At 71.1% G+C, this 24,735-nt stretch carries 22 protein-coding genes, 2 tRNA genes and 3 pseudogenes; 13 read left to right on the top strand and 14 right to left on the bottom strand.

Features of this window, described 5'->3' with window-relative positions; genetic code table 11:
* Positions 1 to 142: 142 nt before the first annotated feature.
* From AB0M56_RS34970 to AB0M56_RS34955, 4 genes and pseudogenes are all read left to right on the top strand, one after another.
* Entirely contained in the window at positions 143 to 565 is a 423-nt protein-coding gene (locus AB0M56_RS34970) for a hypothetical protein (protein ID WP_364184253.1), read from the top strand.
* Between the two features lie 44 nt (positions 566 to 609).
* Positions 610 to 1,563, top strand: a complete 954-nt coding sequence (locus AB0M56_RS34965; RefSeq protein ID WP_364184250.1) for a VOC family protein — start codon at positions 610 to 612, stop codon at positions 1,561 to 1,563.
* 101 nt (positions 1,564 to 1,664) lie between these two features.
* The gene (locus AB0M56_RS34960) at positions 1,665 to 2,291 is read left to right on the top strand and encodes a dienelactone hydrolase family protein (RefSeq protein WP_364184248.1); all 627 of its coding nucleotides are present in this window, start codon (positions 1,665 to 1,667) and stop codon (positions 2,289 to 2,291) included.
* Positions 2,288 to 3,309 (top strand): annotated as a pseudogene (locus tag AB0M56_RS34955) (iron-containing alcohol dehydrogenase). The gene AB0M56_RS34960 and the pseudogene AB0M56_RS34955 overlap by 4 nt, the downstream one beginning before the upstream one ends.
* 6 nt (positions 3,310 to 3,315) lie before the next feature.
* Here AB0M56_RS34955 and AB0M56_RS34950 read toward each other — a convergent pair.
* Positions 3,316 to 4,284, bottom strand: a complete 969-nt coding sequence (locus tag AB0M56_RS34950) for a helix-turn-helix domain-containing protein (protein ID WP_364184246.1) — start codon at positions 4,282 to 4,284, stop codon at positions 3,316 to 3,318.
* 305 nt (positions 4,285 to 4,589) lie between these two features.
* Between AB0M56_RS34950 and AB0M56_RS34945 the strand changes: the two genes are divergently transcribed.
* Together AB0M56_RS34945 and AB0M56_RS34940 are read left to right on the top strand one after the other, a co-directional pair.
* Positions 4,590 to 4,661: transfer RNA gene (locus tag AB0M56_RS34945), tRNA-Val, on the top strand.
* 26 nt (positions 4,662 to 4,687) lie between these two features.
* A tRNA-Val gene (locus AB0M56_RS34940) sits at positions 4,688 to 4,762 on the top strand.
* A gap of 16 nt (positions 4,763 to 4,778) precedes the next feature.
* On the opposite strand, the gene AB0M56_RS34935 is transcribed toward AB0M56_RS34940, so the two are convergent.
* Positions 4,779 to 6,209 carry an FAD-binding oxidoreductase gene (locus AB0M56_RS34935; protein ID WP_364184244.1) on the bottom strand — a complete coding sequence of 477 codons (1,431 nt, stop codon included), beginning with the start codon at positions 6,207 to 6,209 and terminating at the stop codon, positions 4,779 to 4,781.
* 103 nt (positions 6,210 to 6,312) lie between these two features.
* Positions 6,313 to 6,789, bottom strand: a complete 477-nt coding sequence (locus AB0M56_RS34930) for a VOC family protein (protein WP_364184241.1) — start codon at positions 6,787 to 6,789, stop codon at positions 6,313 to 6,315.
* 112 nt (positions 6,790 to 6,901) lie between these two features.
* Between AB0M56_RS34930 and AB0M56_RS34925 the strand changes: the two genes are divergently transcribed.
* The 3 genes and pseudogenes from AB0M56_RS34925 to AB0M56_RS34915 all read left to right on the top strand — a co-directional run.
* Positions 6,902 to 7,363: a MarR family transcriptional regulator gene (locus AB0M56_RS34925; RefSeq protein WP_364184238.1), complete on the top strand. Its 462-nt coding sequence runs from the start codon at positions 6,902 to 6,904 to the stop codon at positions 7,361 to 7,363.
* Positions 7,360 to 7,512, top strand: a pseudogene (locus tag AB0M56_RS34920) (enolase C-terminal domain-like protein); the annotation flags it as partial. The gene AB0M56_RS34925 and the pseudogene AB0M56_RS34920, both read left to right, overlap by 4 nt.
* A 25-nt stretch (positions 7,513 to 7,537) precedes the next feature.
* Positions 7,538 to 7,789: pseudogene (locus AB0M56_RS34915) on the top strand (enolase C-terminal domain-like protein); the annotation flags it as partial.
* Positions 7,790 to 7,796: 7 nt separating this feature from the next.
* On the opposite strand, the gene AB0M56_RS34910 reads toward AB0M56_RS34915, so the two are convergent.
* From AB0M56_RS34910 to AB0M56_RS34895, 4 genes are all read right to left on the bottom strand, one after another.
* Positions 7,797 to 8,384: a DUF4232 domain-containing protein gene (locus tag AB0M56_RS34910; protein ID WP_364184236.1), complete on the bottom strand. Its 588-nt coding sequence runs from the start codon at positions 8,382 to 8,384 to the stop codon at positions 7,797 to 7,799.
* 105 nt (positions 8,385 to 8,489) lie between these two features.
* Entirely contained in the window at positions 8,490 to 9,050 is a 561-nt protein-coding gene (locus AB0M56_RS34905) for a TetR family transcriptional regulator (protein ID WP_364184233.1), read from the bottom strand.
* Positions 9,047 to 10,405 carry an MFS transporter gene (locus AB0M56_RS34900; protein ID WP_364184282.1) on the bottom strand — a complete coding sequence of 453 codons (1,359 nt, stop codon included), beginning with the start codon at positions 10,403 to 10,405 and terminating at the stop codon, positions 9,047 to 9,049. The genes AB0M56_RS34905 and AB0M56_RS34900 overlap by 4 nt, the downstream gene beginning before the upstream one ends.
* 913 nt (positions 10,406 to 11,318) lie before the next feature.
* A complete protein-coding gene (locus AB0M56_RS34895) occupies positions 11,319 to 11,828 on the bottom strand; it encodes an isochorismatase family protein (protein WP_364184230.1) in 510 nt (169 codons plus the stop codon).
* Between the two features lie 414 nt (positions 11,829 to 12,242).
* On the opposite strand from AB0M56_RS34895, the gene AB0M56_RS34890 reads away from it, so the two are divergent.
* Positions 12,243 to 13,709, top strand: a complete 1,467-nt coding sequence (locus AB0M56_RS34890) for an alpha/beta fold hydrolase (RefSeq protein ID WP_364184226.1) — start codon at positions 12,243 to 12,245, stop codon at positions 13,707 to 13,709.
* 405 nt (positions 13,710 to 14,114) lie between these two features.
* On the opposite strand, the gene AB0M56_RS34885 is transcribed toward AB0M56_RS34890, so the two are convergent.
* Positions 14,115 to 14,666, bottom strand: a complete 552-nt coding sequence (locus AB0M56_RS34885; RefSeq protein ID WP_364184223.1) for a hypothetical protein — start codon at positions 14,664 to 14,666, stop codon at positions 14,115 to 14,117.
* A gap of 101 nt (positions 14,667 to 14,767) precedes the next feature.
* Positions 14,768 to 15,700: a hypothetical protein gene (locus AB0M56_RS34880; protein ID WP_364184220.1), complete on the bottom strand. Its 933-nt coding sequence runs from the start codon at positions 15,698 to 15,700 to the stop codon at positions 14,768 to 14,770.
* Between the two features lie 201 nt (positions 15,701 to 15,901).
* On the opposite strand from AB0M56_RS34880, the gene AB0M56_RS34875 reads away from it, so the two are divergent.
* Together AB0M56_RS34875 and AB0M56_RS34870 are read left to right on the top strand one after the other, a co-directional pair.
* Entirely contained in the window at positions 15,902 to 16,396 is a 495-nt protein-coding gene (locus tag AB0M56_RS34875) for a MarR family transcriptional regulator (protein WP_364184218.1), read from the top strand.
* Entirely contained in the window at positions 16,393 to 17,607 is a 1,215-nt protein-coding gene (locus AB0M56_RS34870) for an MFS transporter (protein WP_364184215.1), read from the top strand. The genes AB0M56_RS34875 and AB0M56_RS34870 overlap by 4 nt, the downstream gene beginning before the upstream one ends.
* 294 nt (positions 17,608 to 17,901) lie before the next feature.
* Here AB0M56_RS34870 and AB0M56_RS34865 read toward each other — a convergent pair whose 3' ends face one another.
* Positions 17,902 to 18,972 (bottom strand): glycoside hydrolase family 3 N-terminal domain-containing protein, encoded by a 1,071-nt coding sequence (locus tag AB0M56_RS34865; RefSeq protein ID WP_364184212.1) that lies wholly within the window; start codon positions 18,970 to 18,972, stop codon positions 17,902 to 17,904.
* Positions 18,973 to 19,272: 300 nt separating this feature from the next.
* Between AB0M56_RS34865 and AB0M56_RS34860 the strand changes: the two genes are divergently transcribed.
* Positions 19,273 to 20,625, top strand: coding sequence for a fatty acid--CoA ligase family protein (locus AB0M56_RS34860; protein WP_364184279.1), 1,353 nt, complete (start codon positions 19,273 to 19,275; stop codon positions 20,623 to 20,625).
* A gap of 77 nt (positions 20,626 to 20,702) precedes the next feature.
* On the opposite strand, the gene AB0M56_RS34855 is transcribed toward AB0M56_RS34860, so the two are convergent.
* The 4 genes from AB0M56_RS34855 to AB0M56_RS34840 form a co-directional block, all read right to left on the bottom strand.
* Positions 20,703 to 22,145, bottom strand: a complete 1,443-nt coding sequence (locus AB0M56_RS34855) for a hypothetical protein (protein WP_364184209.1) — start codon at positions 22,143 to 22,145, stop codon at positions 20,703 to 20,705.
* 207 nt (positions 22,146 to 22,352) lie between these two features.
* Positions 22,353 to 23,063, bottom strand: a complete 711-nt coding sequence (locus AB0M56_RS34850) for a zf-HC2 domain-containing protein (RefSeq protein WP_364184206.1) — start codon at positions 23,061 to 23,063, stop codon at positions 22,353 to 22,355.
* Positions 23,063 to 23,608, bottom strand: a complete 546-nt coding sequence (locus AB0M56_RS34845) for a sigma-70 family RNA polymerase sigma factor (RefSeq protein WP_220243906.1) — start codon at positions 23,606 to 23,608, stop codon at positions 23,063 to 23,065. Before AB0M56_RS34845 ends, AB0M56_RS34850 begins: the two co-directional genes overlap by 1 nt.
* Before the next feature lie 130 nt (positions 23,609 to 23,738).
* Entirely contained in the window at positions 23,739 to 24,731 is a 993-nt protein-coding gene (locus AB0M56_RS34840; protein WP_364184203.1) for a DUF1996 domain-containing protein, read from the bottom strand.
* Between the last annotated feature and the right edge of the window lie 4 nt (positions 24,732 to 24,735).

Below are 24,735 nucleotides of genomic sequence, written 5' to 3'. Positions count from 1 at the left end.
GGCGTCAGACACCACCACCACACACCGAGGTCTTCGTCATGATCAACCCGACGCGCCGCTCACACGTCAACAACGTCCATGGTCACTACAGCTAGTCGGTGACGCCGACATCGACCTGCGTTACCGGTACGTCCCCGGCCAGGTGCACGGAAACCCCCGTGAACTGGCGGGTTCACCCGGCAGCCGCGCCCCGCACCACGTGCTCACGCGCGACGGCGCACCGATCTCGACCCATGACCTGTTCGGCCGCCGGTTCGTGGCTTTCGCACCGGCCGGCGCCGACGGCTGGGCCGCCGCGGCGACCGCCGCTGCCGCGACGACCGGGATCGCGCTCGACGTCCACCGGGTCGGCCGCGCCGACAGTTTCACCGATACCACGGGCGGATTCTGCGCCGCGTATGGCATCGGCCCCGCCGGGCTGGTCCTGGTCCGCCCCGACGGAGTGGTCGCCTGGCGCGCTTCGGACGACACTCAGGTGGCGGCCGAAACCGTCGCCACCGCGTTGACCTCGGCGCTCGGCCATGCGGCGCGGCCCCGCCCCGGCGAACCAGCGGTCCACAGCTGAGCCCGCCGGACACACTTGGCACCCACCCTCCGGAAAGGAATCCCATGGCCCACATCGAAGGCAGCCACCACGTCACGCTGTCCGTCGGCACCGCGCAGGAAGACGTCGACTTCCACGTGAAAACGCTCGGGATGCGGTTCATCAAGCGGACCGTGCTGTTCGACGGCTCGACCCCGATCTACCACCTCTACTACTCCAACGCGGCCGGCGATCCGTCATCCGTGGTGACCTCGTTCCCGTGGGCCCAGGCCGGGCTGTTCGGGAAGCGCGGCACGAACCAGGCGCGGGAGGTCCAGCTGTCGGTGCCCTCGACGTCGCTGTCCTACTGGCACCAGCGGCTTACCGAGCACAAGGTCGAGGTGCACGACGCCGAGGTGTTCGGCGACCGCCGCCTGCTCTTCCGCCACCCGTGCGGCATCGAGTACGTTCTGGTCGGCAACGACGGCGACCCGCGCGTGGGCCACCCGGGCAACGGCGTGCCGCCCGAGCACGCGATCCACGGCATCCACGGCGTCGGCGTGCACGTGGCGACACCGGACCGGATGGTCGAGTTCAGCCAGGAGACGTTCTTCGGCGACAGCGCGCTCACCGAAGAAGGCGACCGCGTGGCGCTGCGCATCGGCGGCGAGAAGATCGGCAACAACGTCGAGCTGATCGTCAACAACACCGACGAGCAAGGCACCTGGCGCTACGGCGCCGGCACGATCCACCACTTCGCGTGGAACCTCGGCACGCTGGCCAACCAGGACGAGGTGAAGTTCCAGGTCGAGGGCGCCGGCTACACCGACATCAGCGAGCTCAAGGACCGCAAGTACTTCAAGTCGGTTTACGTCCGCACCCCCGGCGGCGCGCTGTTCGAGCTCGCCGTGACCCACGCCGAAGGCGGCTGGACCTGCGACGAGTCGCCGCAGGAACTGGGCACCGCGTTCCAGCTGCCCGAGCAGTTCGAGTCCCGCCGCGCGGAGATCTTCGGCAAGCTCGAGCACATCGAGGTCTGACGCGACGGCCCTCCGGCGGGACACCCCGCCGGAGGGCCGTCGTGGTTTTCAGGGGTGCACTTCGGGGCGAGAGGAACGAAGGTTTGTCGGACAACAAGCACTTGACCAGGCCCGTGCAGCAGTGGGGCGAGCCCCTCGACCAGGCGCGCGTGGCCGTGCTCGCCGTGCACGGCCGCGGGCAGACGCCGGACTTCATGCGCGGCGTGGCGAAGGACATCGACGCGCCGGGCGTGCGCTACTACGCGCCCCACGCGGCCGGCGACACCTGGTACCCGCTGCCGTTCACCGCTGCGCTGCAGGACAACGAACCCGACCTGACCCAAGCGCTCGCGGCCGTGCGGGCCACGCTCGCCGCCATCGGCGCCGACGGCTTCGACCGGCGGCGGATCGTGCTGTGGGGGTTCTCGCAGGGCGCCTGCCTGCTCGCGCAATTCGCCGTACACGAGCACCCGCGGGTGGGCGGCCTGGTCCTGTTCACCGGCGGCTATCTGGGAACGGCCGAGGTCGACGCCACGCCGGGGAACCCACTCGCCGGGGTCCCCGCGCTGGTGCGCAGCATCGAGCACGATCCGTGGGTCGCCGCGCAGCGGGTCCACTGGACCGCCGAAGCGCTGACGCGGCTGGGGGCATCGGTCGATCTGCGCATCGACCCCGGTGACGAGCACGTGATCACCACCGAGGCCAGCACCTCGGCGGCCGCGCTGCTGGCCGGGATTCCGGGCGCGTGAGCCCGGTGGAGTTCGTCTACCGCGCGTTGCCCGTCCGGGTGCGGTTCGCGAGCGGCGCGGCCGCGCGGAACCTCGCGGCCGAGGTCGCGGAGCTCGGCCTGATCCGGCTCATGGTGATCGCCGACGCGCCGTCCGCCGACGAGGTGACGCGCGAAGTCGCCGACCGCATGGTCGTGCGGTTCGACGACGTCCGGCCGCACGTGCCGGTCGACGTGGCCGAGGCCGTCCGCCGGGCTGCCGCGCTGCATTCGGTCGACGGGCTGGTCACCGTCGGCGGCGGCTCGACCACCGGCACGGGCTAAGCCGTCGCCCTCACCACCGGCCTTCCGCTGGTCTGCGTGCCGACGACGTATGCGCGCTCGGAGGTGACGCCGGTCTGGGGCACGACGAGCGCGGCCCGCAAACAGACCGGGCGCGACGACCGTGTGCTGCCCCGCGCCGTCGTCTACGACCCGGACCTCACGGCCACGCTGCCGCGGCCGGTCGCGGTGTCCTCGGCGCTCAACGCGGTGGCGCACTGCGTCGAGGCGTTCTGGGCACCCGGTGCCAATCCGGTCACTTCGGTCGTGGCCGCGGAAGGCATCCGCGTGCTCGCGGCCGGGCTCCGCGCGTCCGGAGCCGCGCAGCGTGAGCAGCTGCTCTACGGCTCCTACCTGGCCGGCTCGGCGTCGCCGTGGCCGGGTCCGGGCTGCACCACAAGATCTGCCACGCCCTCGGCGGCGCCTTCGACCTGCCCCACGCCGAAACCCACGCCGCCGTGCCCCCACGTGCTCGCGTTCAACCTCGCCGCGGCGCCGGACGGGCCATCGCGGGCGCGCTCGGTGCCGACGACGCCGTCGCCGGGCTCCAGGCTCTGTACCGGCAGGTGGGGGCGGTGGCGGACCTGCGTGCGGTCGGGTTCCCGCTCGACCGGCTCGACGAGGCCGTCACGGCCGTGTGCGAACTGCTGCCCATCCCGAACCCGCGGCCGGTGGACGCCGGCGCGGTGGAGCGGATCCTGCGGGCCGCCTGCGCGTGACGGCCGTCAGCCGGCCGAGGCCTCGCGGCGGAACTCGGCCGGCGTCACGCCGTACTCGTCCTTGAACGCGCGGCCGAAGTGCGAAGGCGTCTTGAACCCCCAGCGCCGGCTGATGGCCGCCACCGACATCTCGCCCGACGAGACGAGGTCGCGCTGGCCCCGCTCGAGGCGGCGCGTGCGGATCCAGGCCGAAGCCGTGGTGCCGTTCTGCTGGAAGATGCCCTGCAGTTTCCGCAGCGAGATGAATTGCGCGGAGGCGATGGCCGCGGGTGACAATTCCGGGTTACCGAGGTGTTCGTCGATGTATTCCCGGATTTGTCCGGGAATGACGTTCCCCTCGATTTTCCCGTCACCCCCGGCCACGTCCAGAATGCTTTCGAACATCGTCGAGACGAGGTCGAGCGCGTTGCGGGCGGCGAGGTAACGCGTGCGGCCGGAGATGTCCTCCATGACGTGACCGAGCGTCATCAGCAGCGCTCCGGTCGCGGGGGCCAGCCCGTCGCGCGCGCTGATGCGGGCCGCGGTGAGCTGGTCGACGTGCGAGCGCGGAAGCCGCAGCAGGCGCTGCGGGAACTTGATGCAGACGTTGCGGTAGCCGGCGCTGCTGACCACCGTCGCCGGGCGCGTGCCGTCGAAGACCGTGAGGTCACCGGGCTGCAGCACGGCCGTGCGGCTGCCCTGGTGGAACTCGCCCACGCCCGCGACCTGCAGGCACAGCACGTAGTCGGGGCGGCAGTCGCGGGCGATCGTGTCGGCGCTGCGGTGCGCGACGTGGCGGCCGGTGGCCATCTCGATGAAGTCGACGTCGGCGATCTTGCGGTTGCGCAGGTAGCCCCGGAAGTGCTGCGGATCGTCGGACTCGACGGTGAACGCGAGGAGCGACTGGGCGAGCAGCGCGCTCCAGCCGGAAGTGCCGAGCGCGTTGTACTCAGGGTGAGCGGCGGTGGTAGTCGAAGGTGCTTCGCCGTGCCGCATCCGCCACCTCACAGCCGCCTACTCCGAAATCAGTACCGGACACCTGAACCGGAACCGAACGGCGCTATTTCACCTCGCCGTCAGAGCACATTTCCGTTATCGTCCGCCCAGCTCCGGGGTTTGTCAACTCGCCTTGCGGGCCGCCGGTTTTCGCCCCCGCCGGCCAGTCCGTTCGGGCCCCGGTCGGTGTCGCCACGCGAACCCCGGCGGGACCCCTCGCGGGGTCGCTTGGACCACGGCGCGGCGGGAGGGTGGCCCCCGTGACAGGGCCCGGAAGGGGTTCGCTAAGCTGGTTTCCCGACAGCGCGCGATTAGCTCAGCGGGAGAGCGCTTCCCTGACACGGAAGAGGTCACTGGTTCAATCCCAGTATCGCGCACGTAGTCCGATGTGGACTCACCTGGAGGGCGATTAGCTCAGGGGGAGAGCGCTTCGTTCACACCGAAGAGGTCACTGGTTCGATCCCAGTATCGCCCACCACCACGATGGCCCCGGATCACTCGATCCGGGGCCATCGTGCTGTCCAGGGCCGTGCTGTCCAGGGCGCGGGCGGGCCGGCCGCCGGCGCGATGTTGTGGTTGACGCGGAACAGGTTCTGCGGGTCGTGACGCCGCTTGAGCTGTGCGAGCCGCTCGTAGCGCGCGGAACCGTACGCGGCGCGCACCTCGGCTGGAGTCGTGCCGTCCCCGGCGGTCAGCAGGTTGGCGTTGCGCTCGTCCTGCGACCACGGCGCGAGCGTCTCCACGAGGGCGTCCAGCCGAGTCCCGGGCTCCTGCCCACCGGACGCGACGAGGGCCCACGGCGCACCGCGGCCGGCGACGGCGTTCGGCACGGCCGGCTCGTCGGCCAGCGCGCCGCCCAGCGCCCGCAGCTCCACGAAACCCGGTTCGGTCCCGGAATCCGGGCCCGCCACGGCGAGCAGCGCGTCGGCCGCCTCGGCCGGGAACGACCGCAGCACGGCCGAGCGCTCCAGCCAACCCGCCGGCACCGACGGGTCCAGGTGCAGGCGGTGGCCGTCGCGGTACGCGGTCTCGGCGACGGTGTCACGCACGGTCCGGGCGAGCGCCCGCAAAGGCGCGAGCGCGGCTTCCGCCTCGGCGGGCGAACCGAGCGACGAGAACCGCACGTGGACCACGAACTCCGCCGGCCGCGAGCGGTGCCGGAAGGCGATCGACGACGACATCTCCCGCGACAGCTCCGTCACCCACTCCCGCCAGGCGTGCAGGACCGTCGAGGCGTGCTCGCCCGCGAAGAACAAGCCGCCGCCGTAGAAGGACTTCACGGGAAACAGAGCGAACTCCATCGACTTGACCACGCCGAAGTTCCCCTTGCCACCCCGCAGGCCCCAGAACAGCTCGGGCTCGGCGTCAGCGGTCACCTCACGCAACGGACCGTCGGCCGTGACGAGCCGCAACGCGCGCACGTGGTCGGCGGCGTATCCGTGCGTCCGCCCGAGAATCGGGCTGTGCCCGCCGCCGAGGTGGTAGCCGACGACCCCCACCGTGGGTGACGCGGCGCTCATGCCCGCGAGCCCGCTTTCGCCGGCCCGTTCGGTGACCTGGCTCCAGCGCGCGCCGCCCTGCACCCGCGCGATCCCGGCCACCGGGTCGACCTCGACGGCGTCCAATCGCGACAGTGTGATCAGCACGGCACCGCGCGCCCGGTTCACGACCTGGTGCCCGGTGCTGAGCACGGCGATCGGCAGGGCCCGGTCGACCGCGAACCGCACCGCCTCCCGCACGTCGGCCACCGTGGTCGCCCCGATGGCCACGGCGGGCCGCACCGGTGTGGCCAGGTTGAAGGTCGCACACTCGGCTTCGAACCCCGCGTCGCCGGGCAACACGACGGGACCGGTGAGCCGCCTCGCCAGCCCGGCGACCTCGGCCGGGCTCAGCGACTCCGACGCCGCCGTCTCGTAAGGGCTCATCCGCTTCGCCTCTCGCGCTTGACGGACCCAGCCTCACCGGGCCCGTGAAACGCGAATCAGACTTGCGACGCAGGTCACCGTCGCGAGGGGACGATGGGGCACATCACCGGGCCGGGACGTCCCGCGGCAGCGGCGCCGTCCAGGAGCTGCCCAGGTCGGCGCCTTCGGGGTCCCACTCGTGCGACGCCCTGCTGTAGAGCCGGATCGGCACGCCGTCGGGGTCGGCGGTCGCGACGAGCCAGCCGGTGATTCCCCGCAGCACTCCGGAGTTCGCCACTTCCAGCGCGTCGAAGTGCCGCGCCCATGCCCGTACCGCGGCCTCGTCCGCGACGGCCAGCGTCAGCGGGTCGAACCCCGCCAGTGCGGCCGCCGAGCCGGGCGCCAGCCGCAGCTCCACCGGGTCGGCCAGCCCCGGCACCCGAAGCAGGTACGCGAACAGCACCCCGTCGGGCGTGCGGTGGTCCCATTCGGGCTGCCGCCACGCGCCGAACACGCGCTCCCACCACGCCAGGCTCCGGGCGAGGTCGGTGACCGGGTACTTGTGGTGGTGCACGCCGTCGAGCGCGGGGAAAGTGCTCATGGCACGGATCCTGCCAGTGCGCCCCGACCCCGGCTGAGCAGGCGGCTTGTATCCTTCACCCCGAAGTTCGTCCGTATCCGGACGATCAGTCCGCGGGCGGGGGTGTTCGGCGATGGCGAAGTCCGATCCGGTCGAGTTCGACCTCTACGGGATGATCGGGCACCTGCTGCGCACCACGCAGCAGCTGCACGTCGCCATCTGGTCCGACGTGTTCCCCGGCGGCCTCACCTCGCCGCAGTTCGCCGTGCTGCACGCGCTGGCCCACGAGGGCCCACTGAACCAGACGACGCTGCGCTCCCGCGCCCGCCTCGACCGTTCGACGGCCGCGGACGTGATCCGCCGGCTCGTCGCCCGCCGGCTGGTCAGCCAGGTGAAGGACCCCGGAGACGCCCGCCGCCGCGTCGTACGGCTGACGAGCGCCGGCCGGGCCCTCTACGCGGAGGCGACCGAGCGCGCGGTGGAGGTCAACGAGCGGATGCTCGAAGGCCTCGACACCACCGAGCGCAAGCAGCTCGTCGACAGCCTGAAGTCGTTGCTGGAGCACCACCGCGGGCTGCTGGACTACCAGGACTGAGCGCTCAGAGCAGCTCTTCGCGGTACGTCACCGGGCACGCGACGCTCGCGGCCGCCGTGCCGATGCCCGTCGCGGTCGGCGAGCACCTGCACGGGCGTTTCGAGTTCGCCGTGTACCTGCACGCGCGGGCCGCTTCGGTGCTGCAGCCGGACGTGCCGCTGAACGGGTGGCGTCACCGAATGGCTGCGGGTCTCGGCCATCGCGGAGGCGTTCGGTGCGACGTTGAGCCCGCACTTCCTGCCGGAGCTGCACGTCCACTTGGCGGCGGCCGTGCCGAACTGCCCGTACGTGGAGCACTTCCCGCTGATCGACGACGTGCTGCAGGAGACGTTGACCGTCCACAACGGACGCGTGGCCCCTCTGGACCGGCCAGGTCACGGGATGTTGTGGGACCTGTCCGCTTTGGATGACCTGCGCGTCCGGTGAGACGTGGTCAGAAGACGAGGACACCCTGGGTGCTGGGCTGCAGGGTGCCGACCTTGACCGAGGTGACGTCGAGCTCGGGGTAGCCGACCTTCTTGCCGTCCGTGCCGATCACGTCGACGACCGTCGCGCTCGTGCCGTGGGGCGGGGTGAGCTTGAGGGTGGTCGCGACGAACGTGTCGGTGCTGCCCTTGTCGCCCGTCTCCCACTTGACGCCGGCGAACGCGTTGGTGCCCGGGCGCAGCGTGATGGACGGGCCCGCGCCGGGGATGTCGACGTTGCGCGTCGGCACCTCCAGCGGTGAGTTGTCGGCGGCGAGGAACTGCAGCGTCGGCCAGCCCTGGATCGTCACGGGTTCCTTGCCGGTGTTCTCGAGGGCGAGCAGGCCGAGGCCCTGGTCCTGAATGGTGAGCTCGGCGTGGAAGGACTGCCGGACGTCCTTGTCTTGCTGGGTCTCTTGCTGGACCGCCGGCTTGTCCGCGTTCACCGCCGCGTTGTGGGTCGGCTGCGGCGCACTGGCCGGCGGCGGTGTGGTGCTCGAACAGGCCGTCAACGCGAACAGCACCGCGATACCCGGGACGATCGTCTTACCCCGCATGTTGCACTCCCCTTCGTGGGCGGCTCCCACGCCGCCTCCTCACTACCCAGGACGGCCGACCCCCGAAACAGGTTCCGGTGCTTGGAGGCATTTTCCGTGCCCGGTTCACTCCATAGAGGACACGAGCCGGGTCACCAAGGCCGTGAGGCTCTCCTCGTCGAGCGCCGCGAGCTCCGGCAACGCACCCGACGTCCGCCCGATCAGCACCCCGACGAACGCCGCCGTCAGCAGCTCCGCACGCGCCTGCGCCTGCTCGACCCCCTCCGAGGTCAGCCGGCGCGCAAGCGGCGTCACGATCCGGCGATGCAGCTCTTCCCGCGAAAACTCGTTGGCTTTCACGTCGTCGTGCGGCTGGAGCGCAACCTGGTACAGCGGCCCCGGCCCCTGCCTGACCGCCCGCCCGACCAGCCCGCGCAACCGCTCGGCGTCCCCCAGATCCGGGAGCTCCTCGTCTCCCGTCTCCTCCTGCAACACGGCGACGTACAGCTGCGCCTTCCCCCCGAAATACCGCGCGATCATCGCCGGATCGACGCCCGCCCGCTCGCCGATGTCTCGAATCGTCGCCTGCGCATACCCGCGCTCCGCGAACAACTCCGCCGCGGCCTCCAGCAACGCGGCCCGCGTCCGCCGGGCATCCCGACGGCGCGGCGTGGGTCGGTCCGTCATCCGCGCGCTCCTTCGGTCGTTTTTCCGGGCAGCAGCATGCCGAACACGGCGGCCAGGCCCCACACCGCCACCCCGGCGAAGGCGGCGACCGTGTAGCCGAGGGCGTTCGGGAAGTGCCGGCCGTCCGGTGTGTGCCCGACGAGGATCGCGGCGCTGAGCGCGCTGCCGGTGGAGTAGCCGACGTAACGCAGCACCTGGTTGAAGCTCATCGCGGTGCCGGTCTCGTGCGGGGGCGTCCCGCGCGTGATCATGCCGGGCAGCACGGCGAAAACCGTGCCGACGGCGAGCCCCGTTGCCGCCATGACGACGGTGAGCACCACGTAGTCGTGCCGCACGAAGCCGAACGCGCCGACGCTCACCAGACCGACCAGCGAAGCCCCGGGGATCAGCACGCGCCCCCGCCCCCGCCGGATCACCGGCGGCGCGATGCGGCTGGCGAGCAGGCTCCCGATCGAGAACGGCAGCAACACAAGCCCGGCCACCACCACCGACCCGCCGAGCCCGCCGTCGGCCGGCGGCGTCTGGACGAACTGCACCATCAACGTCGTCAGCAGATACATCCCCGTGCCGGACAACAGCGCCGCGACGTCGGCCGCGAGCACCCCCGGCAGCCGCAACAACCGCAGCTCCACGAGCGGGTGCGGGCTGCGTCCCTCGTGCCACACCCACGCCACCAGCGCGCCCACCGCGATGATCACCGAACCGATCGACGCTCCCGAACCCCAGCCCCACTCCTCACCCTTGCTGACCCACAGCAGCAACGCCCCGAGCCCCACCCCCAGCAGCACCGCCCCCGGCACGTCGAGCCGCTTCGCCTCGGCGTTCACCGCGTGGGGCACCACCTTGATCGCCGCCACCAGCGCAACCGCCGCCACGACGGCCCCGAACCAGTAAGCGGCCTGCAGCCCACCCAGCTCCGTGATCAGCCCGGTCACCGGATACCCGAGCCCGACCCCGGCGACCGTCGTGATCGACAAGATCGCCATCGTCGGCCGCGCCTTGGCGGGCACCAACGCCTCCCGGGCCGCCACGATCGTCAGCGGCGTCAGCCCCAGCCCCGCGCCCTGCAACCCCCGCCCCACCAGCAACGCCACGAACCCGAACGGCAACGCCGCCAGCACACACCCCAGCACCACCAGCCCCAGCCCGGCCAGCATCACGCCCCGCCGCGCCGGCCCGTCGCCGAGCCGCCCCATCACCGGCGTGACCATCGCCCCGACCACCAACGTCACCGTCAACGACCACTGCGCATCCCCCAGCGACACCCGGTGCACCAAAGCCACCGCCGGAATCAGCGGCGCCCCCAGGCTGCTGATCACCGCCACGACGAGCCCGAGGAACACCAACGTGGGCACCAACCCCCGCACGGTTCGCTCAGCCGCGCGGCCCTCGGCTACTTCCCTTGTGGCGCGCGCGGACCTCGCGGCCGGCGCGTCGCGAACGGGCCCGTCCCATCCCGGCGCCGCACCCGAACCACGTGGGTGCCGCTCAGCCGCGCCGCCTTCGTCGACCTCCCCCTCGACACCCGCAGACCGCCCACCTGGCGCAGGCTCGCCACCTTCGTCGACCTCCCCCTCGACACCCGCAAGCCGCCCACCTGGCGCAGACTTGCCCAACCCCAAACCGCGCACCTGCCCCTCAGCCCTGCCGCTCTCCGCCAGCCCGCTCGTGGCACGTGCAGGCCGCCCAGGGCCGGTACCGGGGACAGGCTTGTCCAACCCGAGCTCCGCACCCGCATCGCGTGGCTGCCGCTCAGCCCCGGCAGGCTTCGGCGCCTCGGCCGCGGTACGCGTGTGCTGCCCGCCGTCGGCACCGAGGAAAGGCCCGCCCAACTCCGACCCCGACCCGGGACCGCGCACCTGCGAGTCAGCCTCGCCCGCGCCACTCGCGGAGCACTGCGGTGCGTCGCCGGTCGCGGGCACAGGGCACTCCGGCGCCTCACCCGCCGCGCGCACAGAACGGTCTTGCGGCCCGCTCACGCCAGACCCCACGCCAGACTCGCTGCGCACGCGCCGAACGCTTGCCCGGCCGACTCACCCGTCGGTAAATCGCCGCAGTGGCACCCGGATCGTCCAGACGACCAGTGCCCGCCAGGCACGAACCCGCGCACCACCACCGCACCGGCCCGCCCCGGCAGCTCGCATCCTTCAAGCCGCCAGGGTGTTCCACGCATCTCGGACATCGCGGCACACCTCAGTCATCAGTTGATGTCATCACCCGATGACTTACCTTACTCCCGAGCAGGCCGCGCGGCGGCTGTGATCTCCATCAGCCGAAGTGGACCACCTCGCTCGAGGCCAGCGAGGCGCCCGCGGTGGCCAGTTCGGCGGCGACCGCCGCGGAGGCCTCGGCGGCGGGAACTGCGCCGTCGTAGGTCGCGTGGGCGTCGGTGACCAAGGCGACCGGGTGGCCGCGCCGGAGGGCTTCCAGGGTCGTCTCGCGCACGCAGAAGTCGCTCTGCATGCCGGCGACGACGAGGGGCGCGCCGGCGGGCACGAGGGTCGACAGAGGAGTGTCGGCGAAGGAGTCGGGCGTGGTCTTGTCCACCACGTGTTCGCCCGGACGGACGTCGTGGACCAGGGTCCAGCCCGGCGTTCCGGGCACGTCGGGATCGTCGCCGGTGCCGTTGTTGCGCGCGTGCACCACCGGCGCGCCGGCGGCACGCGCACGGGAAAGCACCGCGGCGATCGCCGGGGCGACAGTGGCCGCGGAAGGCACCGGTTCGGGCGGGAGGAGCATGTTGTTCTGGACGTCGATCAAGAGCAGTACGGGGACCATGCCGGAAGCATCGCACCCACCTCCGACAAAACGCGTCAGTCGCGTCGGCGCACAGCCGCCGCCACTCGCGGTCGTTCTGCACGGCGAGGAAAGCTGCGTGCCGCCGCAAACCTTGCAGCACAGCGGAAACCCGACCCACTCGGTGAGCGCGTCGAACGCCTCCCCGTGACCGGTCCGTTCGCGCTCGCACTGTGCCGGTGAGCGCGAGCACGCCGGTTTCCCACTGCACCAACAGGTCATCGGCCGTCTTGTCACGGTACGGCCGCCGGTGCCGTAACCGGAAATGCCGCAGACGATCAACCGCCGACAACCGTCGCGCCAGAGCTACCTCCGGAGGACACATCAGCCGATCGGCCGGGTTTGTGACCCGATCGCCCGAGGCAGCCCACCTCGTGCGCCGCGATCATGATCATCATGAAAAAGCTCGTCCCCTTGCTGGCGGTCGCCATCGCACTGCCTGCGGTCGTCGCGGCCACGCCCGCGCACGCGGCACTCGCCTGGACCCCGTGCCGCACCCTGATCAAGGAGTGGGACCAGACCGACGCCCGCACCGAGTGCGCGAAGGTCTCCGTTCCGCTCGACTACGCCCACCCCGACGGCCGCCGCCTCGACCTGATGGTCAGCCGGCTGAAGGCGACGTCGCCGGAGAAGCGCCAGGGGGTGATCGTCGTGAACCCCGGCGGGCCGGGCAACTCCGGGCTCGACATGCCGCTCACCCTGAGCCACACGACCGTGGCGGGCATGGGCGTGGACCACGACATCGTGGGCTTCGACCCGCGCGGTGTCGGGTTCAGCGGCGGCAAGGAGTGCGACGTCGCAACGGAGGACGGCCCGAATCCAGACCCGAGCGCACTGCCCGCCGAGCGGTACCGGCAGGGCTACGAGCAGACAGCCAAGCAGAACGCCCGCTGCATGGCGTACGACCCGGAGTTCATCGCGAGCCTGTCGACCGACGTCGTCGCCCGCGACCTCGACCAGATCCGGATCGCGCTGGGCGAGCAGAAGATCAGCTTCTACGGGGTGTCCTGGGGCACCGCGCTCGGCGCCGTGTACCGCAGCCGCTACGACCAGCACGTCGATCGCATGCTGCTCGACTCTGTGATGCCGCCCGACTTCAGCCTCCGCACGATGAACAAGGGCCAGGTCGACGCCGCAGAAGCCAACTTCTCCCGCTTCACCGCCTGGCTCGCCGCGCGCGACGGCCAGTACCGCCTCGGCACCGACGCCGCGAAGATCCGCGCCGACGTCACCGCCCTCGCCGCCGACCTCGACGCCCACCCGCGCCAGGTCACCGCCGACGGCAAACCGCTCACGTTCAGCGGCGGCAATCTCCGCACCGTGCTGACTTACCAGCAATCCCACTGGCTCGCCATGGCCGACACCCTCATCGCCCTTCGCGACGGCAAGAACCCACCGCTCGTCGGGAACGAGCCGGAGTTCACCGGGTTCGGCCTCGAGGACAGCCACTTCGCCGGCTTGCTCATGCAGGTTTCCGTGCTGTGCAACGACCAGGGCGCCGATCCGAGCGAACCCGCCATGTGGCGCGAGGAGCAGCAGCGGCAGGCTTCGTCGCCGCTGTTCCACGGCATGGCCGGCTACCAGCACTGGTGCGCCGGGTGGCCGTTGCCGAAGCAGCCGTGGCACTTGGTTCGCGGGACGAGCCCGCTGCAGCTGGTGGCCCACCGCACGGAAACCACCACCCCGGCGTCTTGGGCGCAGGACATGCGCCGCCACCTCGGTGGTTCGCTCCTGACCGTCGACAACGGCGCGCACGGCTCGCTCGACCTCGTGGCGTGCGGGTCGAAGGCGGTGGAGTTCTTCAGCACCGGACGGACTGCCGCGGGCAGCTGTCCCGGCGAGCCGGCGCTTTCGTCCACATAAGACTGTGGCAGGGCCGGGCCCCACAGTCGGGGCCCGGCCCGCGCCCGCCGCCGCAGAGGTGGGGGGAGGGACCACAGCGGCGGGCTGTCCCTTACGTACCCGGCGGTGGCGCCCGTCAATCGTCCGGGTGACCGCGATCTCCGAGGCCGCGGGTCGCGACGGGCCTGATCTCGGCCGACCTCTGTCACGACGCCCGCCGAACACCGAGCGATGCCGATTCCTACGGTCGTGATCTCGGCGTCCAGATCACGACAACCCTGGCCGCCGTCAACCGCCGTCGCCGGTCCGACCTCCGCGACACCCGGACCACTGTGGATCGCCGAAGTGGCATACAGCCCCGCTCCGCAGCCGGGGTCGCCGCGATCATCGTTCCGAAGTCAGATCTCCGTGGCCGGAAACCCGTCGTCAATCGTCGGGGCGGTCGCGGTCGCGGCGGGTGGGCCAGGCGCGCGGTTCCCGGTCTCGTCCGGACGGATCGGGAACCGCCGGGCGGGACCGGGAAACCGGGGGCCCCGGCCAGGCCGGGTCGGTGATGATCTTGCCGGGGCGGGTACGGCGACGGGTCGGCGGGGTCGGGCGCGAAGGTGCGGCGGCGGACCAGTTCCGCGAGTCTGCGCCGCGGTTGCGGGGCTGCGGGAGCGCGAACGGTTGCGTCAGCGTCGAGTCCGGGCCGCCGAGGTGCCGGGCGACGGCGTTGGGCACCGGGCGTTGCCGCGCCACGGGGTAGCGCGCCAGAGGGTCGACCTCACCGCGGGAGCGCGCGGCCGCCTCCAGGCGGTGGCGGGCCTGGCCGCGCGCCGCGACGACAACAGGCGGTTCAGGCGACAGCAGCCGCCGGGTCGAAGGCGCCTCGGCCGGCTGCCTGGTGCCACGCGGCCGGGCCGACCGGCGGAGGTGCACCAGGGCGAGCGCCGTGAACACCGCGGCGACCGTCGCGAGGGGCCACCAGGCCTGCATACGAGCTGCTCCCGTCGTGGAGGGTCCGCAGCAAGAGTGCCCGTTCCTCCCGGCGCCGAGCGGATGACCACACGCGTGGGTGTCACCCGGATCGGGGGCGCTTACTCATACACGACGTACGCGGGTTTCGGCGTGAGCGCGAGTACCTCGGACGGGGTCATCAGCGCTGCGCCGTGACGCGTGTCCTCCTCGTAGAACAGCTTGAAGCCGGCCAGCACGTGCGCCGGTTTGGCCGCCATGAGCGTGCGCCAGGTCGCGTTCTTCGCGGCCGCGCTGCCGATGCCGTCGACGACCTTGACGATCGACACGCCCGGGTGCGGCCCCAACGCGGCCTCGCCGCGGACGATCGAAGCCGCGACCTGGTGGTAGGCCATGATCTTGTCGGGCAGCCGACGGTCCTGGGCGAGCCGGGCGAGGTAGGCCGCGACGCCGTCGAGCGCCGCACCCGTCGTCCGCCCGAACTTCTCGCCCGGCACCACCCCTGGCTCGACGGCCCACTCCGGATCGAGCGCGACGCCGACGTCCGGCTCGGCCAGCCACCGCTCGTACGCCCGCACCTCGGGCAGGAAATCCGCGCGGCCGGGCTGGATGTTGAGCAGCAGCACGCCGTTGAGCGCCCGCGCCTCGGCGAGGTAGCCGGCGATCGTGGCGTCGGACGCGCGGGTGCGGTACATGCCGTCGGGGCCGGGCGTGCGGTGGGCGGCCGTCGCGATGAGCTCGACGACGGGCGTCACCGCCTGCCGGTACGCCCCCGCCTGCCCGACCAGCTTGCGCCCGGCCGCGCCGAGATCACCGGTCATCTCGCCGAGGGCTTTCGCGTGCGGCGCGCCGCAGTAGCCGACGAGCAGGCTCGTGGCCAGCGCGTTCGGCGGCGGGGGCGGTGGTGGCGGGGGCGACGGTGGCGGCTGCGAAGAGGACGGCGGTGGCGCCGCCGCCGGCACCCGTCGCGACACCGCCCCGCACGCGCTCAAGACCATCCCCGCGAACGCCGCCGTGAATACCGCTCGACGGGTGAACCTCGGCTTGTGACGCATGCATCCTCCAGGCCGGCAGCGGTGGGGAATCCTTTGCCAGCGCCGGAAAAGTACCCGCGTGATCGACTTCCGAACCGGCGTCGAGGCACGAGATCTCCCTTGGACCACAACGAATCGGCCGATTTCCCAGCCACCGGAACACCTTCACCCGAACAGCCCTACTTCAACAGCACTTATATAAGCCCTATTACACTCCCCGCCATGCCCGAGTTCACCGATCCCACCGAACAGAGCCTCTGGCGCCCCATGCGCCTGCTCCAGCACGCGATGGACGACGACATCGGCCGCCTCTACACCGAGCGCGGTATCGAAGGCCTCAAACCGAGCTTCGTCATGGAGCTCCTGCGCCTGCACGCGCGCGGGCCGATGACGATCACCGAGCTGGCGGCGTCGGTGGAGCGGACACACTCGGCGTTGAGCCAGAAGGTGGCCGCCATGCGCAAAGCCGGCCTGGTCACCACCACCACGGGCGACGACGCGCGCAGCAAGAAGGTGGTGCTCACGCCCAAGGCCGAGGAGATCGTCGGCCGGCTCGCGGCGGAGTGGCGCGCGACGGAGGCGGTGCTGGCCGACCTCGAGGCCGAGATCCCGTACCCGTTGAGCAAGGTGGTCGCGGACGTCGAAAAAGCGTTGGCGCGCAAGAGCTTCCACGACCGCATCGCCGAGAAGCTCGAAGGCGACGAGGCCTGGCGATGAGCGCGCTGCTCGACGTGACGCCGTTGCGCACTTCACCGCAGTTCCGGCGCCTGTGGATCGGGCGCACGTGCTCGGTGCTCGGCGCGCAGCTGACGCTCGTGGCCGTGCTGTTCCAGGTGTGGGAACGCACGGGCAGCACGGTGTGGACGGGCGTCGTCGGACTGGCCCAGGCGTTGCCGATCGTCGTGTTCGGGCTGTTCGCGGGCTCCCTCGTGGACCGCGTCGACCGGCGGCGGTTCTACCTGGTGATGACGGTGGCGCAGGCCGCGTGCTCGGTGCTGCTGGTCGCGCAGAGCGCGGTGCCGGGGTTCCCCGTCGCCGGGGTGCTGGCGATCCTCGCGGTGCAATCGTGTTTCGTCGCGGGCAGCGGGCCGGCGTCACGCACGTTCATTCCCCGGCTTCTGCCGCGCGAACAGCTCGCCGCCGGGCTCGCGCTCAACCGGATTTCCTTCCAGGGCTGCATGTTGCTCGGCCCCGCGATCGGCGGCGTGCTCATCGGCTGGGTCGGCGTGACCGGCTGCTACGCCGTCGACGCCGTGACGTTCGGCTGCGCGTTCTACGGCGCCTTCGGCCTGCCGGCCATGCAACCCGATGACTCCGCGCGCCCCGGCCTGCGCGGCATCGCCGACGGCCTCGCGTTCCTCGTCCGCACCCCCGCCGTCCGCGGCGCGCTCCTCACGGACCTCGCCGCGATGGTCCTGTCCATGCCGACGAGCCTCTTCCCGCTCGTCAACGCCGAACGCTTCGGCGGCAACCCGCGCACCCTCGGCCTGTTCCTCACCGCGATCGCCGTCGGCGGCGTGGCGGCGTCCGTGTTCTCCGGCGTCTTCACCCGCCTGCCACGGCCGGGGGCGGTGATGCTCGCGGGGTCAGCCACTTGGGGTCTTGCGCTGACGCTGTTCGGGCTCACCACGGATCCGTGGCTGGGCCTGGGTTTCCTGGCGCTGGCCGGCGCCGCGGACACGGTGTCGGTGGTTTCGCGCAGCACGGTCGTGCAGCTGAACACGCCCGACGAGTTGCTCGGGCGGGTTGCTGCGGCAGAGCAGATCGTCGGGCAGGCGGGGCCGAACCTCGGCAACCTGCGCGCGGGGCTGGTGGCGGCTCCGACGTCCGCGCTGGCCTCGCTCGTCAGCGGCGGGCTGCTGTGCGTGGCCGCGGTGGCCACCGTCGCCGTGACGACACCGAGCTTGCGGCGGTTCGCGCTGAAGTGATCCGGCCGGGCTTCCTGCGCAGGCCTCGTGGTCAGTCTCCAGCAGCGGCTTCCTGTGCGGTCGCCATCTCCGCGACGACGCCGAGTCTGCGGCGGTTCACGATGAGGTGGCCAGCTCTCTTGCGCGAATGCCGCATCAACCCGGTCCTTGCTGTGCGTGGCCGTGGTTCTCGTCGAAATGACCGGCTACACGTAGTCCCCTCGCCGCGCTGGCCTCGCTCGTCAGCGGCGGCTTGCTGTGCGTGGCCGCCGTCGCCGTCACGACGCCGAACTTGCGGCGGTCCGCCGTCCGAGACTAGGACAACCCCTTGCGCAGAGCCGAAATCCGTTCGACCGACGCCGTGAAGTCCGGAATCGAGCCGAGGTTCTTCGCGAGCGCGTCGGCCGCCGCGTCGCCCTGGTTGACGTCGCGGCCGGAGGCGAGGATGAGGTCGACGCCCGCCTTCGCGGCGAGCACGGCGCGGTTGCCGGTGTCGCCGTAGTCCTGGAGGGCGCCGGCCTCGAGGGCGTCGGTGATGGTCACACCACCGAAGCCGTCGCGGCGGCGCAGTTCTTCCTGCACTACCGTCGGCGAGAGGCCCGCCGGGTGGCTCGCGTCGAGCGCCGGATACACGGCCCACGACAGCATCACGAGCTTCGCGGCCGTCCCCGCATACGGCGCTTCGTCCTTCGTACGCAGCTCCGGAAGCGGCACGTTCAACGTCACCGGCGCGACGTCCGTGTTGCTCCCCGCCGGCGCCGCGCCCAGCCCGGGGAAGTGCTTCGCCGTCGACGCGACGCCGGTGGCCTGCTCCGCGGCGACGAAGTCCCGGCCCAGCGTGCCCGCCGTGGTGGCGTCGCTCGAGTACGAGCGGCCGTACTCGTCGATGAAGTTGCCGGCCTGCCGGTAGACGTCGAGCACGGGCGAGAGGTTGACGTTCATCCCCACGCCCGCGAGGTTCTTCCCGGCTCCCGTGCCGGCCGCTTTCGCCGCCGCCTCCGGGTTCGCCGACTGCCCCACCTGCTTCTCCGACAGCGTCGGCTCGCCCGGCAGCCGCCGGACCTGCCCGCCTTCCTGGTCGGTCATGAACAGCAACGGCTCGCGCACCGGACTCTGCGCCGCCGCGTCGCGAAGCTGCTTCACCACACCCGCGATCTGGCTGCTCGTCGAGATGTTCTCGCCGAAGAAGATCACCCCACCCGCTTCACCCCCGCGAATCCGCTGCAGCAGCTGCTCCGGCGGCGTCAACCCGGCGTACGAGTAAATGACCCGCTGCCCCGCCAGCTGCCTCGGCGTCAGCTCCCGGGCACCCGCCGCCCCGGGCACCGCCCCCACCGTCACCACGGCCACCGCGGCGGCGGCCACCACCTGCACGACACGCTTCATGGCACTCCCTCCAGTGGGCCCACGGTAACGCCTGCGCGTGACGGGCGAAAACGTTCCGACCGAAGGGTGGCGCGATGTCCGAAATCTGCAAATGCGGCGCCCTGGCCGAGTTGCCCCGATACGCGCCCACCACCGACGATCACGCCTGCACAGATCCGGCAACCCCGAATCGGCCGAATGGACTCACCGAAAGCCCCGCCCTTCGGTCTTCGCCGCAAGGGTCGCCGGATCCGTCGCCGCAGGGGCTGCTGCTGCACCGCATGGGTCGCAACGCCAGCAGATACGGCTACCGTGCCGCACGTGAGCTACTTCCTGACCCGCGTCCTCACCATGCTCGACCACGGTGGCGACACCGTGCTGTTCCACTACGAAGGGCGCGCCACGACCTACCGCGGGGCAGCCGACACGCTCCGCCGGATCTACACCGGCCTCAGCGGCACAACCGGCATCGTGGCGATCGACTCGCCCAACCGGCCTGAAGTGATCCTCGCGCAGGTCGCCGCTCAGTTGCGGGGGCTCGAGGTGCTGCTGGTGGCTGCGTCCGCCAGCAAGCCGGCCAGGGAAGCGGCCCTCGAGCAGACCGGCGCCACCCTCCTCGACCTCGATGAGCTCACCACCTGCGAACCGTCCACTCCGGACACCATCCCCGACCGGGTCACCGCGATCTTCCCCACCGGCGGCACCACCGGCACACCCAAACTCATCCGCCATACCGGCATCTACGACGGCATGGCCCACATCTTCACCCCCGACCGCACCCAAACCGTCCTCATCACCGCCCCGCTCACGCACATGACCGGCAACGCCGCCGCGCTTGGCGCACTCCTCTGCGGCAACAAAGTAGTGCTCCGCACAAACTTCGACGCCGAAGAGCTCCTTCGCGACATCGAAACCCACCGCGTCACCAGCCTCTCCCTCACACCCCCGAGGCTGGCCGCGGTCCTCGACAGCCCGGCACTGGCCGGCACCGACGTTTCCAGCCTGAAATCCCTCTCCCTCGGCGCCGCCCCGCTTCCGCCAAGAAGGCTCAGACAGGCGCTCGACACCTTCGGCGCAAAAGTCGGCCAGGGATACGGCCTCACCGAAGCACCGATGATCGCCAGCATCTCCGCCGAAGAGCTCACCCGGGACCACCGGCTCGGCTCCGTAGGACGCATTGTCCCCGGCATGGAGGCCCGCACGGAGAACGGCGAGATCCTCGTCCGCGGACTGTCCATGATGGACGGCTACCACGGCGAACCCGCGATCGCCGACAACTGGCTCCCCACCGGCGACCTGGGCCACTTCGACGACGAAGGCTACCTCTACCTCCACGACCGCATCGCCGACGTGATCATCACCGGCGAGCACGGCACCAAGGTCGCCTCCACCGCCATCGAGCACACCCTGCTCACCCACCCCGCCGTCAAAGCCGCGGCCGTCTTCGCGGTCCCAGGAAAGAACGGCGAGGGGGAACTGGTTCACGCTGTCGTCGTAGCCGAAACCACAGAAGCCGAACTCCGCCACCACGTACGTGAAGAACTCGGCGGAGACCACTTCGTACCGTCCACCGTGGCCTTCACCGACGAGTTGCCCCTCACCTCCGTGGGCAAAGTGGACAAACGAAAACTCGCCGAACCCTTCTGGTCCGGCCACTCTCGCCACATCGCGTAAACAGCGCCCATAAAAAGAAGAGCCGGTGTGTGCACCCCCCGTCGGTGCACACGCCGGCTCTTCGGCTACGGATTACTTCACTTGTCGCCGAAGCGGATCGAGGCGACCTGCTTGTCGAAACCGATCTTGCTCAGGTCGGGCACGCTGGCCGTGATGACCATCGACTGACCGGTGCAGTTCGGGCCCTTCCAGAGCTTCACCGGGCCACCGCTGAGCTGGATCGAGGAAACCTGCGTCGGCTGCGGGTTGGCGACACAGCCCGGGCCCGCGACACCGAAGGAACCGTTGGGCTCGGAGAAGTTGATGCCGCTGTCGAGGATCGCGCTGCCGTTGCCGAGGGTCACACCACCAGGAGGAGTCGTGGTGCTCGAGGACGGCGGGGTCGCGGTCGAGGAAGAGGACGCGGGCGGGGCCGCCTGGCCGCTGGAGGCGGGGGCGCCACCCTTCGGCAGGACCTTGCCACCGGTCGGCGAGATGGCGAACCAGGTGCCGCCGACGCCTTCACCGTTGATGTCGCCCGGCTTCTTGTCGCCGGAGAAGCGGTAGAGCGCCCAGCCGCCGATGGTGACCTGGCGGGAACCGTCGGCGCGGGTCAGGATGCCGATCTTGGCGGCGGGAACACCGTTGACGAAGATGCGCGAGCCCGGCTTCACCAGCACCGGCGGCCACTTCACAGCGCAGTCACCGTTGCAGTTGGACGTCGGCGGCTTCGGGCTGTCCTTGTCGAAGCGGTAGAGCGTCATGCCGGCACCGTCGTGGACGATCGGGTTCAGGCCACCGGCCGAACCGCGGGTCAGCTGCACCCACTTCATCGCGGCGTCGTCGGTGCGCGGTCCCTTGTAGTCGTCGCCCTGGGACAGGTCCGCGCCGTTCTCCTTGGCGGTACCGGTCTTGTAGTCGACGCCGGTCGTCGGGTCGGTGCCCTCCTGCGAGGTCTGGGCCTTGCCGCCCTCCGGCGTGACGCCGAACCACGTGCCGCCCACGCCCTGGCCCTTGGCCTGACCCGGCGCGGTGTCGCCGCTGAACTTGTACACCGGCCAGTTGCCGATCGTGACCTGCAGCGTGCCGTCCTGGCGCTTGACGAAGCCGACGTCGTTCTTGTCGACACCGTTGAGGAACACCTTGCCGCCCGCCTTCACCGTCACCGGCGGCCAGGTCTTGGCGCAGTCACCGTTGCAGTTGGACGTCGGCGGCTTCGGGCTGTCCTTGTCGAAGCGGTAGAGCAGGAAGCCCTTTCCGTTCAGCACCACCGGGTTCAGGCCGGACGCGGACCCGGCGTCGAGCTCCACCCACTGCTCGGCGGCGTCGGTGTCGGACGGGTCGGCGAAGTCGCCGGTGTTCTGCGGCGCGCCGTTCTCCTGGGCCGTCCCGGTCAGGAAGTTGACCGACGACGCCGTGTCGGCGCCCCCGGCACCGGCCGGAGCGGCACTCGGCGTGCCGGCGGTGGAACCGCACGCCGTCAGCGCCGCCACACCCGTCGCCACCAGGGCGGCGAGCATCGCAACTCGAGTACGCAACATTTCGGGTTTCTCCCTGTCAGAGCCGGCTGCCGGAGATGGCGAGCCTTTGATGACCGGTACACGGGTGTGGTCCCCGTGAGGGTTCACCGAAGTTTCGTGACGGCGGTCACACCTAGCTAAAACGCGAATGACGTACCAGGAAAGCAAAAGGGCGCTGCCCGTTCATCCAGTCCACACTGGACGAACGGGCAGCGCCCTTCGGCGAACCTACAGCGAGGCCGACACGAACTGGTGCCCGTCGGTGTTCTCCACGAGCACCGACGCGACGTTTGCCGGGTCGACGAGCGCCGAACCGTCGAGGTTCACGCCGTCGCTCGCGGCCTTGTCCGACACCAGCCAGTTGCCCGCGATCTCACGGCTGCCGTCCTTGCCGACCACCACGAGCCGGCACTTCTGCCCCTCCGGGATGCCGGTGACGGACGCGTTGAGCCGGACCCAGCCGACCGCCGGCGTGACCGCGACGTTCAGCCGTGCCCCGGAGGCGGACTCGCCCACCGCGTTGCGGGTTCCCGGTGCCACAGTGGCCGGTGCGGACACCGGCGGCGCGGCGACGGCCGAACCTGGCCCGCTGTCGCCCGACTTCCCCACGAGCACGCCCGCGCCCAGCGCTGCCGCGGCGACGACGACCGCCGCCGACGCGGCCAGGATCCGGCCCCGGCCGCGGGCACCCGCCGACTCCGACCTGATCTGCCGCAATGTGCGTTGCAGCAGCAGGTCCGCGTCGTCCGGCGGCCCGTCGAGCAGCGCCTCGGGCGGCAACGCGCCCAGGAACTCCTGCATCTCACGCAATGACTCCACCTCCTCCCGGCACTCCGCGCAGGTCGTCAGGTGCTGCTCGACGTCCTGCTGGTCGGTTGTGCCCGCCTCGCCGGCCACGTAGGCCTCGAGGTCGAACCGGTCGTTGTGCGAAGTGTTCATCAGGCGGCCCCCACTCCCAGTCGCTGCGACCGGAACTGCTCACGCAAAGCGCGCAACCCGTAGTAGGAGCGCGATTTCACCGTGCCCGGTGGTATGCCCAGCTTCTCGGCGGTCTCACCGACCGTCCGCCCGTGCAGGTACACGTGTTCCAGGACTTCGCGGTGCTCGGCGCTCAGGTCGTCCAGCGCCGCGAGCACCACCATCGAGTCCACGACCTGGTCGGAGTGATCGCGCGCCACCGGCACGGTGGTCGGCGACTCCGCCACCTCCGTCGGCCGCGCGGCCCGCGCCCGGATCTTGTCCGTGACCAGGTTCCGCACCACGGTCAGCAGCCAGCCACGCACCGAGCCCTTGCCGTTGACCAGGCTGTCGGGGTGTCGCCAAGCGCGCACCAATGCCTCCTGCACGACGTCTTCCGCCGCCGCTCGATCACCGAGCAGCCTCGTGGCGTACGCCAGCATCGCCTTGCCGTGCTCCTCGAACAGCGAGCGCACGAGAGCCTCGTCGGCGACCTGCTGGCGATGACGGGTCCTCAACCCGGCCATCCGCTACCACCCTCCCGAGTCCCGCAAGGTGCGGGATCTCCTCACCTCCACGAGGGGCACACGGATGGCGAGCGGGGTTCAGTTCAGCGGATACCGAACCGTGACCAACGCCACTGTCCGGCCTCGGGCGTCAGGCAGAGCAGTGCTTGCCGGAGTTCACGCAGTCGACGACCGTCGCCATCAGGGCGTCCGGCATGACGTCGATGAAGTCGGCGTGGTCGGAGACGGGGTTGTTCAGCTCCTCCGGGAACGAGTCGATCGCGTACTCCGCGCCGGCCGGCACGGTGTAGGAGATCTCCAGGTGCAGGCGCGGAACGGCGAACGTGCCGGCCTGGCAGGCGCCGTTCGGGGCGGGGAAGAGCAGGTGTGACTTGTGGTTGGCGCTGTCGGTGGTGCGGCCGTTCCAGCAGCTCGGGAAGTCGAACAACCGCACGACCTGCTGGCCGGCCGGGCAGCGCGGGTACTGGCGCCCGACGTGGTCGCGGCTGCCGGAGCACGTCCACCGCACGTGGTCGGTGCCGACGCCGCCCTGGGTGTACCCGTGCGGGTTGCCGGTGTTGGCGCGCAGGAAGCGGGGCATCGGCACGACGTTGGTGACCGGGCTGCCCTGGTACTCGATCAGCACCGAGTCCGGCACGAGGATCCGCCCGAACACGGTCTGGCGCGCGTCGCCGCGGGGCAGGCGCAGCACGGGCCAGTAGTAGGTCGACTTGTCGCCGGCCTGGCAGGTGGTGCCGGCGGCGGCGAGGGAAGCGTCGGTGGAGAACGCCGTGGTGGAGTCGTTGCCGACGTAGTCGTGCAGGTGGTGCGCCCCGCCGGCGACGCCGGGGCTGATCACGACGTTGTCGGAGTTGTGGCGCCCCTCCTCGTCGCGGCCGCAGCCGATGCGCCAGGTGCCGCTCGACCCGCCCGGCTGCACGGCGGGCGCCGGCGGCGCGACGGGCAGCGCCGAGACGTCGGCGAAGTAAGCGGGCGAGACGGTGTGCTCCTCCTCGTGCGCGCCGGCCGTGAGCGTGTTGTAGCCGAACACGCTCGCCGGCACGGCGATCAGCACCAGGACGATGGTGAACACGATCCACCCGGGCGACCAGCGCCGCCGCGATTGCGAACCCACGTGGATCATTTTC

This window comes from Amycolatopsis sp. NPDC051372, from assembly GCF_040682095.1.
Lineage (GTDB): Bacteria > Actinomycetota > Actinomycetes > Mycobacteriales > Pseudonocardiaceae > Amycolatopsis.
Note: the sequence above shows the minus strand (reverse complement) of the source record. Positions and strands in the feature narration are given on the sequence as shown.